The organism is Brevibacterium sp. HMSC24B04 (assembly GCF_001806835.1).
Lineage (GTDB): Bacteria > Actinomycetota > Actinomycetes > Actinomycetales > Brevibacteriaceae > Brevibacterium > Brevibacterium ravenspurgense.
The window spans coordinates 49,386-63,794 of record NZ_KV786091.1; the positions used below are offsets into that span (position 1 = coordinate 49,386).

The following is a 14,409-nucleotide window of genomic DNA, read 5'->3' on the forward strand; positions in this document are numbered from 1 at the left end:
CCGCACCGCCTACACCAACGGCGGCCCGCTCATCGGAGCGCAGCGCTCAACCACCACGCTCGAAGGCGCCGAAAACGTGCGCATCGGCATTGTCACGTTTCCCGGAACGCTCGACGACCGTGACGCCGCTCGTGCCGTCACGCTGTCCGGGGCGCAGGCCGTGAGTCTGTGGCACGCGGATGCAGACCTCAAGAACGTCGACGCCGTCATCCTGCCCGGCGGCTTCAGCTACGGCGACTACCTGCGCTGCGGTGCCATTGCCCGCTTCGCACCCGTCATGGACTCCGTCATCGCCGCGGCAGAAGACGGCATGCCGGTCCTGGGCATCTGCAACGGCTTCCAGGTTCTGTGTGAAGCAGGCCTGCTGCCCGGCGCGCTGGTGCGCAACTCCGCCCAGCAGTTCATCTGCAAGGACCAGGAACTTGAAATAGTCAACGCGGACACAGCGTGGACCCGCGACTACGAAGCCGGCGAAAAGATCACCATCCCGTTGAAGAACGGCGAGGGCTCCTTCCAGGCTCCCGCTGAGACCATCCGGGAACTCGAAGACAACGGCCAAGTGCTCGCCCGCTACGTGGGCGCGAACCCCAATGGCTCAATCGACCTGATCGCAGGTGTGACGAACAAGCGCGGCAACGTCGCTGGACTCATGCCGCACCCCGAGCACGCCGTCGAAGCAGGGTTCGGCCCGGATTCTGCAGTCGGCATGCGCCAGGGTGTCGACGGTCAGGGATTCTTCACGTCGGTACTGCGGACCGTCCTGGAGAAATGAGCTTATGAGTGAACTGACCACCCTGCTGCAGCAGGCCGCTTTCGGATCGATCGAAGCCCAGAGGACCTTTGAAGCGCTGCTGGCGCAGACCAACGGCGAATGGGAAGTCGACCTGCAGCGCGGACACATTGTCTTCGGCGACCAGCTGCACGCCGACGTTCACCTTCTGGGCTCCACCGACACCGTTTCCGGAACCTGGCGGTGGGCGTGGTCAGAGCTTTCCGATTTCTCCGGCCCCGTTGTCGAACTCGCGAAAGCCGTGCGTGATTACGGTCAGCGCGAGGGCATCAACAACCTCACGCTCGATGAGTTCAAAGCCGGTGACGACGACGCTCTCAGCCTGGTGATCGCGGCCAAGCGGATCACCGGCCACTGGGTGCACTACCCGCTGAAGACCGGCACGATGACCGTCTGGACCCTGCTCGACGTGCAGGGCTTCAGCGACATCGAGCCGACCATCCGCTCCGTCGTCAAGGCGCTGGCCGCCGGGGTGAAGTCCGGAGGCATCACGGACCACAGGCGGGCGCTTCTGGACTACGCGGCCCTGCGCGGTTTTGCCACCGCTCCCCTAGAAGGGTCCAGCCTGCGGATTCTGCTGGCCGACGGTTCGGCTGACACCGACTTCGACGAGCAGTCCCGCCTGACCAACTGCCAGGTGCACGCGCCTCTGGAAGGCGAAGCGCAGGAACAGTTCGCTGCTGCACAGCCGGTCACGGCGCAGTCCGTGCCGATCGAAGTCGACTTCAGCGTCGCCGCACAGCCTGCCGAAGAGCCGAGCACCGAAAAGCCCGCGCCTGCACTCGGCGAGCACTACACGGGCGCCGGCGAAGTCGACGAGCCGACGCCTGAACGCCCTGCAGCAGAAAAGCCTGCCGCAGCAGCCGAAGAAACCGAAAAGGCTCCGGTTGTCGAACAGCCGGAGGCACCTCGGGAACCGGCAGAAGACAAGCCGGCTGCCCAGCAGCAGGCACCGGAGCAGACCCCTGTCGAGGAACAGCCCAAGAAGAAGAAAAAGGGATTCTTCGGAAAGCTCTTCGGTCGATGACGCGGGTGGCGGCCTGAGCGGTCGCTGCCGCTATTGCTGCTCTGCTGAGCTGAGGTTTTCTATACGCGGACCCCTATGTGTCCGGGGTCACTTTGCGTCGGTAGGGTATCGGCATGACCGAAGAAGTTCACTCCCCCGCATACGTCCCCACCCTCACGTCACTTCTCGATGCGCCGCGCACCGGAGGGCTGACCTGCCGCCGCGACGGAGGCCCGCTGTTGGCCTCGGTGCAGTCGCTGGACGGAAACGGCCAGTCCTACGCCACACACCTGGTTGAACTCGCCGCCGATGCGAACACCGACTACCCGTCGCCACGGCGTTTGACCCGCGGAGCAGCCTCGATCGGAGCGACCGCGATCGCCGAAGACGGCTCCGTCTTCTTCACCGCCAAACGTGCCGGCGACGACGGCGACGAAGCCGATGACGCCGCCCTGTTCCTATTGCCGACCCGCGGTGAAGCACGCCGCATTGCCACACGCCCCGGCGGTTTCGGCGGCCTCACTCTTCGACCCGGTGTGCTCGTGGCACAGCTGGCGGTGCATTCTCAGGCGGGCAGCGAAGAAGAACACGCTGAGCTTGTAAAGAAGCGCTCAGACGCCAAAGTCTCCGGCATCCTGCACACCGAGTTCCCCACCCGCCGGTGGGATGCCGACCTCGGGCCGCACGTCAATCGCCTGGCCGTGGCACAGCTGCCGCAGGATCTGAGCCAGCTGAGCTCCACCTCGGACGACTTTGCCCACAAGCGCGACGGCGACGAACTCCCACCCCTGCTTGAGTTCACCTACCCGCAGATGCCGGAAGGCTCGCTGGTCGGCTGGGAAGCATCCGCTGACGGCACGTGGGCGCTCGTATCGGTGCGACGCACACTCATGGACCACATCGACCAGGTGAGCATCCACCGGGTCGACCTCACGGGCAAGCAGGCACCCCAACAGCTGCTGACATCGCAGCCAACGGATTCACGCTGGCTGGGTGCTCTCAGCCCGGATGATGCGCGCGTGGTCATTGAACACGTCGATGAGTGGATGCCGGACCAGGACCTCCACCCGCACCCCCACGTGCACACGATCGACGGTGACGGCGGTTTGAGCGGCGAGCAGCCCCTGTGGCCGGAGTTCGACCAGTGGTTCGACGCTGTGTGGCTCGATGACAGCACACTCGTGGCGGCCTCCGACGACCACGGCCGCGGTTCCGTGTGGATTGGCGGGCTCAACGATGCCGCCCCGCGCAGGCTGGCCGGTGGGCCCGAACAGAAGTACGTGTTTTCCGCAGTCGCCGTGCACGACGGCCGCGTGGTTGCCCTGCGCTCCTCCATTGACACTCCGCCGCAGCCGGTTGCCATCGACCCTGCCAGCGGCGAGGTGACCGAGCTTGCCAATCCGACAGGAGCGGTCGAGGTGCCGGGGCGGCTTGACGAGGTCACGGCGACTGCTGAGGACGGCACCGAGATTCGCGCCTGGCTGTCACTGCCGGAAGGCGATGGTCCGCACCCGCTCGTTGTGTTTGCCCACGGCGGGCCGTGGGGATCGTGGAACGCGTGGACCTACAGGTGGAACCCCGCCCCGTTTGTGGCTTCCGGCTTTGCCGTGCTGCTGCCGGACCCCGCGATTTCCACCGGCTACGGCCAGAACATGATTGCCCGCGGTCAGCAGCAGCTGGGCGGCACACCGTTCACCGACATCATGGCTTTGACCGATGCGGCCGAAAAGCGTGCTGACATCGACTCTGAGCGCACAGCTTTTGCCGGTGGGTCCTACGGCGGCTATATGACCAACTGGGTGGCCGGGCACACGGGTTCGCGCTTTAAGTGCGCTGTCACTCACGCATCCCTGTGGAACACCGAATCCATGGGCCGGACAACCGACAATTCTTCGTGGAACGATGCGATGGCCGGTCAGTCGAAGGAGTACTCACCGCACCTGTACGCGGCTGATATCGAAATCCCGATGCTTGTCATCCACGGCGACAAGGACTACCGCGTGCCGATCGGCCAGGGGCAGGAACTGTGGTTTGACCTGCTGCGCAAATCGAAGACCCCGGCTGGGCCGGACGGGCTGACCCAGCACCGCTTCCTGTACTTCCCCGATGAAGGTCACTGGATTTTGGGCCGCGGCAATGCCGAAGTCTGGTACCGCACGTTCATCGACTTCCTGCGCCACCACGTGCTGGGCGAAGAAACCCAGACGGCAGCTGAACTCGGCTGAGGGCCCCCGACTCACAACGTCATTTTCACTTCACGGCCCGTCATACATACGTCATGTATGACGGGCCGTGAAACTGTGTGACCTCTTAAGCCCCTCACCACGTTCAGCTCTGGAAGCGTCGCAGCTATGACTGGACTGCACACACCTCTTTCGCCGCTGAGCTTCCTTGAGCGCAGCGCCCGCGTCTACCCCAACCGCACAGCCGTCATCGACGGCGAAACTACGCGCACTTTCGCCGAGCTCGCCGCAGATGCGCAGCACCGAGCCCAGCTGCTCGCCGACCTCGGCATCCGTCCGGGCGACCGGGTGGCCTACATGGCGCCGAACACCCTCGAAATGGCGCTCGCGCAGTTCTCGGTGCCGCTGGCAGGTGCCGTCCTCGTACCGCTGAACATCCGCCTGACCAGCGCAGAAATCCGGTTCATCCTCGAACACTCCGGTGCGCGGGTCTTCGTCATCGACGCCGAATACATCCCGGTTGTCCAACCGCTCATCGGCGGACTCACCACCGTGGCGACCATCGCCGTCGACCGCACTGCAGACCCCTCCGCACATCTGCCCGAAGGCTTCACCGACCTCGCAGACCTCCTGACCCAGACCCAGCAGCCGTGGACAGACCCGACCGGGCAGGCGCCTCGTGAGTTCCAGTGGGCTCCCCACAGCGAACTCGACCCGCTGGTGATCAACTACACCTCCGGCACAACGGGCAATCCCAAGGGTGTCGTAGTCACCCACCGTCAGGCGTACACAAACGCGATCAACCAGGTGCTGCACTCCCGCTTCGACACTGACAGCGTCTACCTGTGGACCCTGCCGATCTTCCACTGCAACGGCTGGTGCGGAGTATGGGCGCTCACGGCCGCCGGCAGCACCCAGGTGTGCCTGCGCGCAGTGCGCGGGCCCAAGATCTGGGAACTCATCGACCGCCACCGAGTCACACACTTCAACGGCGCACCGACCGTCGTGCGCACTGTGCTGGGAACCGAAGAAGCCCACCCGCTGAACTACACGCTGCGCGTCACGTGCGGCGGGGCGCCACTGGACCCGCGCACACTGGCCGAGGTCGAGGCACTCGGATTCTCCGTCACCCACTCCTTCGGCATGACTGAAACCGCCGGCCCCTACACGGTCGCCTACGAACAAGACGAGTGGAAGAACCTGCCGGCCGACACCCGTGCCGCACTGCTGGCACGGCAGGGTGTGGGGCAGATCGGTTCGAGCGAACTGCGCGTTGTCGAGCGCGAAACCGACAGCGACGGGCTTCTGGTCGATGTGCCCGCCGACGGGGCGACGATCGGCGAGGTCGTGGTGCGCGGCAACACCGTCATGGCCGGCTACTACCGCAACCCCGAAGCCACAGCAAAGGCCTTTGCCGGCGGCTGGCTGCACACCGGCGACCTCGGTGTCATGCACGCCGACGGCTACGTCGAACTGAAGGATCGCGCGAAGGACATCATCATCTCCGGCGGCGAGAACATCTCGACCATCGAAGTTGAGCACGCCATCGGTTCGCACCCCCTGGTGGCCGAAGCCGCAGTCGTCGGCGTGCCAGATGAGCGGTGGGGCGAGCGCCCGCGCGCCTACGTCGTCACCCGCGACGGGGCAGAGCTTGAAGACGAGGTGCTCACGGCACACGTGCGGGCACGCCTTGCCGGGTTCAAGGTTCCGCGCGAGTTCCGCTACGTGGCTGAACTGCCCAAAACATCAACGGGCAAGATCAGCAAGGTCCAGCTGAGGGAGGGGTGAAGCGAAGCGCCGCCGTCTGCACGGCAGGCTCAGCGGCAGCACCCTCACATGCCGACTGACACGCAGCTGCCGCACGTGGGGTGCAGGCCGGCGCGGGTGCAGTCTTCACAGCGCAGGAACTGCTGGCGGCAGCTTTCATTGGCGCAGTTGACGAACTTCGGCGTGCGCTTGCCGCACTCCAGGCACGAGCCCAGCGACTCAGCACCAGAGCCGAACTCCATGTGCATACGCTTGTCGAACACGTACAGCGAACCGTCCCACAGCCCTGAATTGCCGTAGGTTTCGCCGTAGCGGACGATCCCACCGTCCAGCTGGTAGACCTCGTTGAAGCCGCGGTTCTTCATGAGCACCGACAGCACTTCGCAGCGGATGCCGCCGGTGCAGTAGGTCACGACCGGGCGGTCTTTGTATTCGTCGTATTTGCCGGATTCGATTTCGTCGATGAAATCCCGCGTGGTTTCGACATCCGGCACGATTGCACCGCGGAACCGCCCGATCTCGGCTTCCATTGCGTTGCGTCCGTCAAAGAACACAACGTCGTCGCCGCGTTCTTCGATGAGCTTGTGCAGGGCGCCCGGCTTGAGGTGCTCTCCCCCGCCGATCACACCGTCAGCATCGACCTTGATTTCATCCGGCGTTGTAAATGTGACAAGCTCCGGCCGGACTTTGACTGACAGGCGCGGGAAGTCGTCGCCCTGACCGGTGGACCATTTGATGTCGGCCTTTTTGAACGGTTCGTAGCTCTTGGTGATGCGCACGTACTTTTTGACGTCGTCAATGTCCCCGCCGAGCGTTGCGTTGATGCCGTCTTTGGAGATGATGACGCGCCCCTTGAGCCCGCACCCTTCGGCGAGCGCGTGCTGCCACAGCCGCACGGCTTCTGGGTCAGCTAGAGGGGTGAATACGTAGAAGAGGACGATTTTCTGCACCGACATAGCCTCAATTGTATTGAGCGCCCCAACTGCCGAGGCGCCGGTCACCACCCGCCGGGCGCACTCCCGAGGGCCGGGCCTCACCAGGTCCCGTCAGCCGCCCCCACGTATGAGACACGTGCCACAATGCGCGTATGGACGTTTTCTTCGAGCGCAACGGCGCGCACAGCTTCACGGCCACGCAGCACACCTCGGGAGCGTGGAACCCGGAAGAGCAGCACATTTCGCCCACGCTGGGCCTCATCACCCACATCATCGAATCTGATGCGCAGGCTCGCGGTCACGACCACCTGCAGGTTTCTCGGATCAGCTTTGACATCTACGGTGTGGTGCCGATTGCGACGTATGACTACAGCGTCGAGGTGCTGCGGCCGGGACGGACCATCGAACTGGTCGAAGTGCTGCTCACCTATGGCGGGCGGGTCATTGTGCGGGCTCGCGCCTGGCTGACTCTCGAGGTGGAGACCGCTTCTCTTGCCGCCTCGCCTTTCCCTGCGCTCACCCCGCTGGAGGACATGGAAGAGTTCGCTGGTTCGAGCGTGTGGCCAGGTGACTACATCACCACTCTGCGGGCGTACCGGCACCAGTTCGAGCCGGGGCGGGCGCACTTCTGGCTGGCATCCTCAGCCGATCTTGCCGATGAACCGACCTCGCAGTTCGCCAAGTCTGCTGCACTGTTCGACACCGCCAACGGCATGTCCGTCCGCGAAGATCCGCGGAAGGTCGCGTACCCCAATGTCGAACTGACCGTCACGTACATCCGCAAACCCCACACTCCCGTACCGGGAATCACGCCGCAGCCGGTCCCCCAGGACCCCGTCGGCCTGCCCTGGCAGGCCGGGGATGTCAGTGTCAGCTTCGGCCCCACCGGCCTGGGCACAACCCACACCGTCTGGCACGACGCCTACGGCCCCTTTGCCGTCGTCACACAGTCCCTGACAATCCGCCCGCTCAGCTGAGCGGCACCTCGTGAGCTTTGCGGAGCACCCCGGTGCGACGCCCATCGACCGCGTGCCGCAGGCGGGTACGCGCGCGGTAGGATGACCACGGAATCCCCCGTCATCCCCGCGCACCCGGATACGCGCGTGGAGCGCACCAACGAGAGGACCTCGACAGGCATGTCATCCACGAACCCCTCTGCCGACAAAAAGGTCAAGGAGACCGTCGAATACGCGGCCGCCAACCCGGATGTCGAGCAGGACTGGGCGTCACTCGGCCTGAAGGAAAACGAGTACGACGCAATCCGCGAAGTGCTCGGGCGTCGTCCCACCTCGGCAGAGCTGGCCATGTACTCCGTCATGTGGTCGGAGCACTGCTCCTACAAGTCCTCCAAGGTGCACCTGCGCAAGTTCGGCGAATACCTGACCGAAGACATGAAGAAGCACATGCTCGTGCCCATCGGCGAAAACGCCGGTGTTGTCGACATCGGGCAGAACTGGGCCGTCACGTTCAAGGTTGAGTCCCACAACTCACCGACCATGGTCGAGCCCTACCAGGGTGCCGCCACCGGTGTCGGCGGCATTGTCCGCGACATCATCTCGATGGGTGCACGCCCGGTCGCGGTTATGGACCAGCTGCGCTTCGGTGCGATCGACCACCCGGACACCGCCCGCGTGTGCCACGGCGCTGTTGCCGGCATCGGCGGCTACGCCAACTCGCTCGGCCTGCCGAACATCGGCGGCGAAACCATCTTCGACCCCGCCTACCAGGGCAACCCGCTGGTCAACGCGCTGGCCGTCGGCATCATGAAACACGACGACATCCACCTGGCGAACGCCTCCGGTGCCGGCAACAAGGTTGTTCTGTTCGGTGCGCGCACAGGCGGCGACGGCATCGGCGGTGCCTCCATCCTGTCGTCGGAAAGCTTCGAAGAGGGCTCCGAATCCAAGCGCCCCGCAGTGCAGGTCGGTGACCCGTTCAGCGAAAAGGTGCTCATCGAGTGCTGCCTCGAACTGTTCGCCGCAGACACCGTTGAGGGCATTCAGGACCTCGGTGCGGCCGGCATTTCCTGTGCAACCTCGGAACTTGCCTCCAATGGCGACGGCGGCATGCACATCGCCCTGGACGACGTCCTGCTGCGCGACCCCACGCTGACGCCCGAAGAGATCCTCATGTCGGAATCTCAGGAGCGCATGATGGCAGTTGTGCGGCCAGAGAAGCTCGACGAATTCATGGAGATCGTGGGCAAGTGGGAAGTCGAAACCTCGGTTCTCGGCGAAGTCACCGACACCGGCCGCCTGGTCATCGAATGGCACGGCGACGTCATCGTCGACGTTCCTCCGCGCTCCGTCGCCCACGACGGCCCGGTCTACGAACGCCCCTACAGCGAACCGTCCTGGCAGGCTGAAACACAAGCCAACACGGTCGAGGCCGCAGGACTGTCCCGCCCCGAAAGCGGCGACGAACTGCGCCAGACCCTGCTGGAGCTTATAGCCTCACCCAACCTGTGCTCGAAGGAATGGGTCACCAACCAGTACGACCGCTACGTGCAGGGCAACACCGCTCTGGCATTCCCCGACGACGCTGGTGTCATCCGCGTCGACGAAGAAACGGGCTTGGGCATTGCGCTGGCCACCGACGCCAACGGCCGCTACACCTACCTTGATCCGGCAACCGGCGCTCAGCTGGCACTGGCCGAGGCCTACCGCAACGTCGCCACCACCGGCGCTCGTCCGATGGCCGTGACCGACTGCCTCAACTTCGGTTCGCCGGAAGATCCCGAAATCATGTGGCAGCTGGCCACCGCGATTGAGGGCCTCGCGAAGGGCTGCCAGGCTCTTGGCGTTCCCGTCACCGGCGGCAACGTGTCGCTGTACAACCAGACGGGCGACACCGCGATCCTGCCTACCCCGGTTGTCGGCGTCATGGGCGTTTTCGACGACGTCACCCGCGCAACCCCGTCGGGCTTCACGGGTGCCGGCCACGCCATCTACCTGCTGGGCGAAACAGAAGAGGACTTCGGCGGTTCGGCCTGGGCGGATGTCGCCCACGGCCACCTGGGCGGTCTGCCGCCTAAGTTCAAGCCGGAAGCTGAACGCGAACTCGGCGAGATCCTCATCAACGCCAGCCGCGACGGCATGATCGACACCGCGCACGACCTTTCGGAGGGCGGTCTGGCCATCGCTGTGGCCGAATCGGTTATGCGCTTCGGCATGGGCGCGCGCATCTGGCTGGACGAAGTCATCAACCGCGACGGTGTGGACCTGTTCACCGCACTGTTCTCCGAAACCGCAGCCCGTGCAATCGTCGCCGTGCCGCGTTCGGAAGAAGTGCGCTTCACCGACATGTGCACCGCCCGGGACTTCCCGCACGTGCGCATCGGCATGACTGATGCCGGCGAAGACAACCAGGCGAGCCTCGAGGTGGTCGACCAGTTCACCATCGGCCTGCAGGAGCTCCTGGAAACCTCGAAGGGCACCATGCTCAAGCACTTCGGCTGATCTCGGCCCCCCGGAGAACCCCGGACTCTGCTCACAAGTGCAAAAACTCGGTTGATCCGGCAGAAAACTCTCGAGTTTTTGCACGCCACAGCAGAGTCCGGAGTTTTTGCACGCCGCAGCAGACACACATGATCGCACCTACAGGCTCGCTGGCGGGTTTTCCCTGCGTATGCGACCGCATTCCGCACACGCCGCTGCGCGTTTCAGCCGATCTAGCGGGCACGAACCCCGGGCTCTGCTCACAAGTGCAAAAACTCGGTCAATTCGGCAGAAAACTCCCGAGTTTTTGCACACCGCAGCAGAGTCCGGAGTTTTTGCACGCCGCAGCAGAGTAATGAACGGTAACTTGGTGGAATGTTGTTTCCACACCAACTGCCCAGCAGAAAACAGTTGGCAGCGGTGGCGCTTGAGAACGTCACCCGCGAGTTTCCGTATGCCGCGCACCACGTGCAGCGCGACCATGCGGACCTGAAGCAGCCGGTGGACATGCACCCGGCGTTCGGCAATTCCTTTGACTGGCATTCCAGTGTGCACATGCACTGGCTGCTGACTCAGCTATTGGCAGCCGAATATGAATCCGAGGGTCTGGACGCACCGTGGGCGCAGCAGGCACTCACGATCCTCACGGAGCACCTGAGCCCGGCGAACCTCGAGGTCGAGGCCGCGTACATGCGGGCCAATCCGTCATGGGAAGGTCCCTACGGCTGGGCGTGGGCGGCACAACTGGCCTCCGCCCTGCATACCTCTCACCTGCCTCGGCTGCATTCCCTTGCCGCAAATGCAGCTGTGCTCGCTGAGGCAGTTTTTGACCTCACACTGAACTGGCTGGATACAGCGCCTGCGCCGGTCCGCCACGGCCTGCACACCAACACCGCCTTTGGTCTGCGCCGAATCCGGCGGGCGGCAATCACGCTTGAGCGCAACGACGTCGTCAGCGCCGTCGATGCTGCGGCTCGCAGGTTCTACGCCGGTGACCGCGCGTGGCCGTTCCACTTTGAGCGCAGCGGTCACGACTTCCTGTCCGCGGGACTCTGCGAGGCCGACCTCATGCTCGATGTGCTCAGCAGCGAAGAACTCGAGACCTGGTTGCCTGCGTTCCTGTCCGAGCTCTCCCCCGATTCCGAGGTCCTGACACCGCTGACAGTGCTCAACCCCACGGATGGGCACCAGTCGCACCTCTACGGTCTGGGTCTGACCGTCGCCGCTTCTCTTTTCCGCATAGCGGCAGTTTTCGCAGACTGGGGCGACACGGCCCGCGCCGAACAGCTGCGCTCTGCCGTGCCCGCACTTATGGCGCCGGGCCTCGAGGCCGCCGTGTCGGACGAATACATGTCATCCCACTGGATAGCAACGTTTGCCTGGGAAGCACAGCAATAGGCTAAGCGGAATGTTCCCGGGTGCCGATAGTGTTAGGGCTAACAGAGACCTCGAACGACTAAGGAGGGTCGATGAGCTCGAACTACGCGGTGACAAACCCGGCAGACGGCCAGGTGAAAGCCGAATACGAAACCATCTCCGACGCCCAGCTGAACCAGGCACTCGACACAGCTGTCGAAGCCCAGAAGGAGTGGGCCGCTCGCCCCATCGAAGAGCGCGCAGCCGTTGTGAAGAAGGCCGCTCAGCTGTTCGACGAACGCGCTGACGAACTCGGCCACATCATCGGAAAGGAAATGGGCAAGCGCCACTCGGAAGGCGCAGAAGAAGCCCAGTTCTCCGCTGAAATCCTCAACTACTACGCCGACAACGGCGCTGAATTCGCAGCCGACAAGAAACTCGACACCCCGGACGGCGCCGCCATCCTGCAGAGCCGCCCCATCGGCGTTCTGCTGGGCATCATGCCGTGGAACTTCCCCTATTACCAGGTGGCTCGCTTTGCTGCGCCCAACCTCATGCTGGGCAACGGCATTGTGCTCAAGCACGCTGAAATCTGCCCCGAATCCGCGCAGATCATCGAAGACATCTTCCGCGAAGCCGGTCTGCCCGAAGGCGTGTACGTCAACGTGCGTGCCTCCCACGACCAGATTGCCGAAGCCATTGCGGATGACCGCATTGCCGGTGTTTCGCTCACCGGTTCGGAGCGCGCCGGCGCCATCGTGTCGGAACAGGCCGGCAAGGCGCTGAAGAAGGCCGTTCTTGAGCTTGGCGGTTCTGACCCGTACATCATTCTCGACACCGAGGACGCGAAGAAGGCAGCGCAGGACGCGTTTGCCACCCGCATGTACAACACGGGTCAGGCGTGTGATTCCAACAAGCGCCTGATCGTCATGGACGACGCCTATGACGAATTCGTCGACGAACTGGTCCGCCTGGCCTCAGACATGAAGCCCGGCGACTACACGAGCGACGACCCCACCGTCTACCAGCCGCTGTCTTCACGCGGGGCGGCAGAGAACCTCGCCAAGCAGATGGAGCAGCTCAAGGAGGCTGGCGCGACCATCCGCACCGGCGGCGAACTCGCCGACGGCCCCGGCGCCTACTTCAGCCCCGCCGTCGTCACCGACGTTCCCGTGGGCTCGGATGTCTACTACGAAGAGCTGTTCGGCCCCGTTCTTGTGGTGTACCGCGTCAGCTCGGACGAAGAGGCCCTGGAACTTGCCAACGATTCGCGCTTTGGCCTCGGCGGCACCGTGTTCAGCACCGACACCGCACGGGCAGAAGCCGTCGGCAGCCGCCTGCACGTGGGCATGGCCAAGATCAACTCCTACGACACCGATTCGGCCGCACTGCCGTTCGGCGGTGTGAAGAACTCCGGCTACGGCCGTGAACTCGGCCCCGTCGGCATGGACGAATTCGTCAACAAACGCCTGTTCTACACCAAGGAGGACTGAATGAGCATGGACTACAAGGTCATCAACCCCGCCACGGGTGCGACCGTTGAAACGTTCCCGGCCATCACCGACGACGAACTCGAAGCAGTTCTCGCAAAAGCTGAAAAGGCCCAGCGCGAATGGGCTGAGCTCGACATGAGCGAACGGGCGAAGGTCGTCCACCGCGTTGCCGACCTCTACGACGAGCGCGCCGAAGAGCTCGCCGAAATCATCGGCGTCGAAATGGGCAAGCGCCGCTCGGAGGCCATCGGCGAAGCCAAGTACTGCGCGAAGATCTACCGGTACTACGCCGACAATGCCGCAGAGTTCACCAAGGATGTTCCGCTGGATGCCCCCGGAGGCAAGGCTGTCATGCAGCACAAGCCGGTCGGCACCATCCTCGGCATCATGCCGTGGAACTTCCCCTACTACCAGGTGGCTCGCTTCGCATCACCCAACCTCATGCTGGGCAACGCGATAGTTCTCAAGCACGCCGAAATCTGTGCAAAGTCCGCAGGCGTGATGGAAGAGATCATGCTTGAGGCCGGCGTGCCGGAAGGTGTTTTCCAGAACATCTACGCCAAGCACGACCAGATTTCGAAGGTCATTGCCGATGACCGCATCGCCGGTGTTTCGCTGACCGGTTCGGAGCGCGCAGGCGCTGCGATCTCAGCTCAGGCCGGCAAGGCGCTGAAGAAGGCCGTTCTCGAACTCGGCGGTTCGGACCCGTACATCGTGCTGGACTCCTCCGACGTCAAGGCTTCGGCTCAGCTCGCCTACAAAACCCGCCTGTTCAACACCGGCCAGGCGTGCAACTCGAACAAGCGGATCATCGTCATGGACGACATGTACGAAGAGTTCGTCGACGAACTGGTCCGCCTGGCTTCAGTTGCCACCCCCGGCGACTACACGAGCGAAGACCCGAACGTCTACATGCCGCTGTCGTCGCGTGCAGCAGCCGAGAACCTCTACGACCAGATTCTGCGCGCCAAGGACGCCGGTGCCACCATCCGCACCGGCGGGCAGATTTCCGACGAGGGCGCTTACGTGTCCCCGACCGTCATCACCGACATTCCGGTGGGCTCGGACATCTACTACGAAGAGTTCTTCGGTCCGGTGCTCGTGGCCTACCCGGTGTCCTCTGACGAAGAAGCGCTGGAACTGGCCAACAACTCCCAGTTCGGTCTGGGCGGCACGGTCTTCAGCGAAGACGTCGAACGCGCCCAGAAGGTCTCCGACCGGCTGGACGTGGGCATGGCTTCGGTCAACATCCCGAAGGCCGGCGCCGAATACCTGCCGTTCGGCGGTGTGAAGCGCTCCGGCTACGGTCGTGAACTCGGCCCCGTCGGCATGGACGAATTCGTCAACAAGCGCCTCTACTACGTGGCCGACTGACGCAAGCTGAGCTCGACTGAGCACAGCAGCCTCAGCCAAGCGGCGCCTCGTCACTTTATGACGAGGCG

General features: G+C 64.0%; 10 protein-coding genes. 9 read left to right on the forward strand and 1 reads right to left on the reverse strand.

Annotated elements, in window-relative coordinates:
- The first annotated feature begins 31 nt into the window (after positions 1 to 31).
- From purQ to HMPREF3092_RS06435, 4 genes are all read left to right on the forward strand, one after another.
- Positions 32 to 772 (forward strand): phosphoribosylformylglycinamidine synthase subunit PurQ, encoded by a 741-nt coding sequence (gene purQ / locus HMPREF3092_RS06420; RefSeq protein WP_070424256.1) that lies wholly within the window; start codon positions 32 to 34, stop codon positions 770 to 772.
- Between the two features lie 4 nt (positions 773 to 776).
- A complete protein-coding gene (locus HMPREF3092_RS06425) occupies positions 777 to 1,817 on the forward strand; it encodes a DUF6882 domain-containing protein (protein ID WP_070424242.1) in 1,041 nt (346 codons plus the stop codon).
- Between the two features lie 113 nt (positions 1,818 to 1,930).
- Positions 1,931 to 4,021 (forward strand): S9 family peptidase, encoded by a 2,091-nt coding sequence (locus HMPREF3092_RS06430; RefSeq protein WP_070424243.1) that lies wholly within the window; start codon positions 1,931 to 1,933, stop codon positions 4,019 to 4,021.
- Between the two features lie 126 nt (positions 4,022 to 4,147).
- Positions 4,148 to 5,767: a long-chain-fatty-acid--CoA ligase gene (locus tag HMPREF3092_RS06435; protein WP_070424244.1), complete on the forward strand. Its 1,620-nt coding sequence runs from the start codon at positions 4,148 to 4,150 to the stop codon at positions 5,765 to 5,767.
- A gap of 44 nt (positions 5,768 to 5,811) precedes the next feature.
- Here the strand turns inward: HMPREF3092_RS06435 and HMPREF3092_RS06440 are convergent, their stop codons facing one another.
- Positions 5,812 to 6,702 carry an oxygen-dependent tRNA uridine(34) hydroxylase TrhO gene (locus tag HMPREF3092_RS06440; RefSeq protein ID WP_061941579.1) on the reverse strand — a complete coding sequence of 297 codons (891 nt, stop codon included), beginning with the start codon at positions 6,700 to 6,702 and terminating at the stop codon, positions 5,812 to 5,814.
- A 131-nt stretch (positions 6,703 to 6,833) separates the two neighbouring features.
- Here HMPREF3092_RS06440 and HMPREF3092_RS06445 point away from each other — a divergent pair, with 131 nt between their 5' ends.
- The 5 genes from HMPREF3092_RS06445 to HMPREF3092_RS06465 all read left to right on the forward strand — a co-directional run bounded on the left by HMPREF3092_RS06445 (position 6,834) and on the right by HMPREF3092_RS06465 (position 14,341).
- Entirely contained in the window at positions 6,834 to 7,658 is an 825-nt protein-coding gene (locus tag HMPREF3092_RS06445; RefSeq protein WP_070424245.1) for an acyl-CoA thioesterase domain-containing protein, read from the forward strand.
- A gap of 159 nt (positions 7,659 to 7,817) precedes the next feature.
- Positions 7,818 to 10,139 (forward strand): phosphoribosylformylglycinamidine synthase subunit PurL, encoded by a 2,322-nt coding sequence (purL, locus tag HMPREF3092_RS06450; protein WP_070424257.1) that lies wholly within the window; start codon positions 7,818 to 7,820, stop codon positions 10,137 to 10,139.
- A gap of 354 nt (positions 10,140 to 10,493) precedes the next feature.
- A complete protein-coding gene (locus HMPREF3092_RS06455; RefSeq protein ID WP_070424246.1) occupies positions 10,494 to 11,516 on the forward strand; it encodes a DUF2891 family protein in 1,023 nt (340 codons plus the stop codon).
- Positions 11,517 to 11,587: 71 nt separating this feature from the next.
- On the forward strand, positions 11,588 to 12,967 hold the full coding sequence (locus HMPREF3092_RS06460; protein WP_070424247.1) for an NAD-dependent succinate-semialdehyde dehydrogenase: 1,380 nt from the start codon (positions 11,588 to 11,590) through the stop codon (positions 12,965 to 12,967).
- A complete protein-coding gene (locus HMPREF3092_RS06465) occupies positions 12,968 to 14,341 on the forward strand; it encodes an NAD-dependent succinate-semialdehyde dehydrogenase (protein WP_070424248.1) in 1,374 nt (457 codons plus the stop codon).
- Positions 14,342 to 14,409 lie beyond the last annotated feature (68 nt).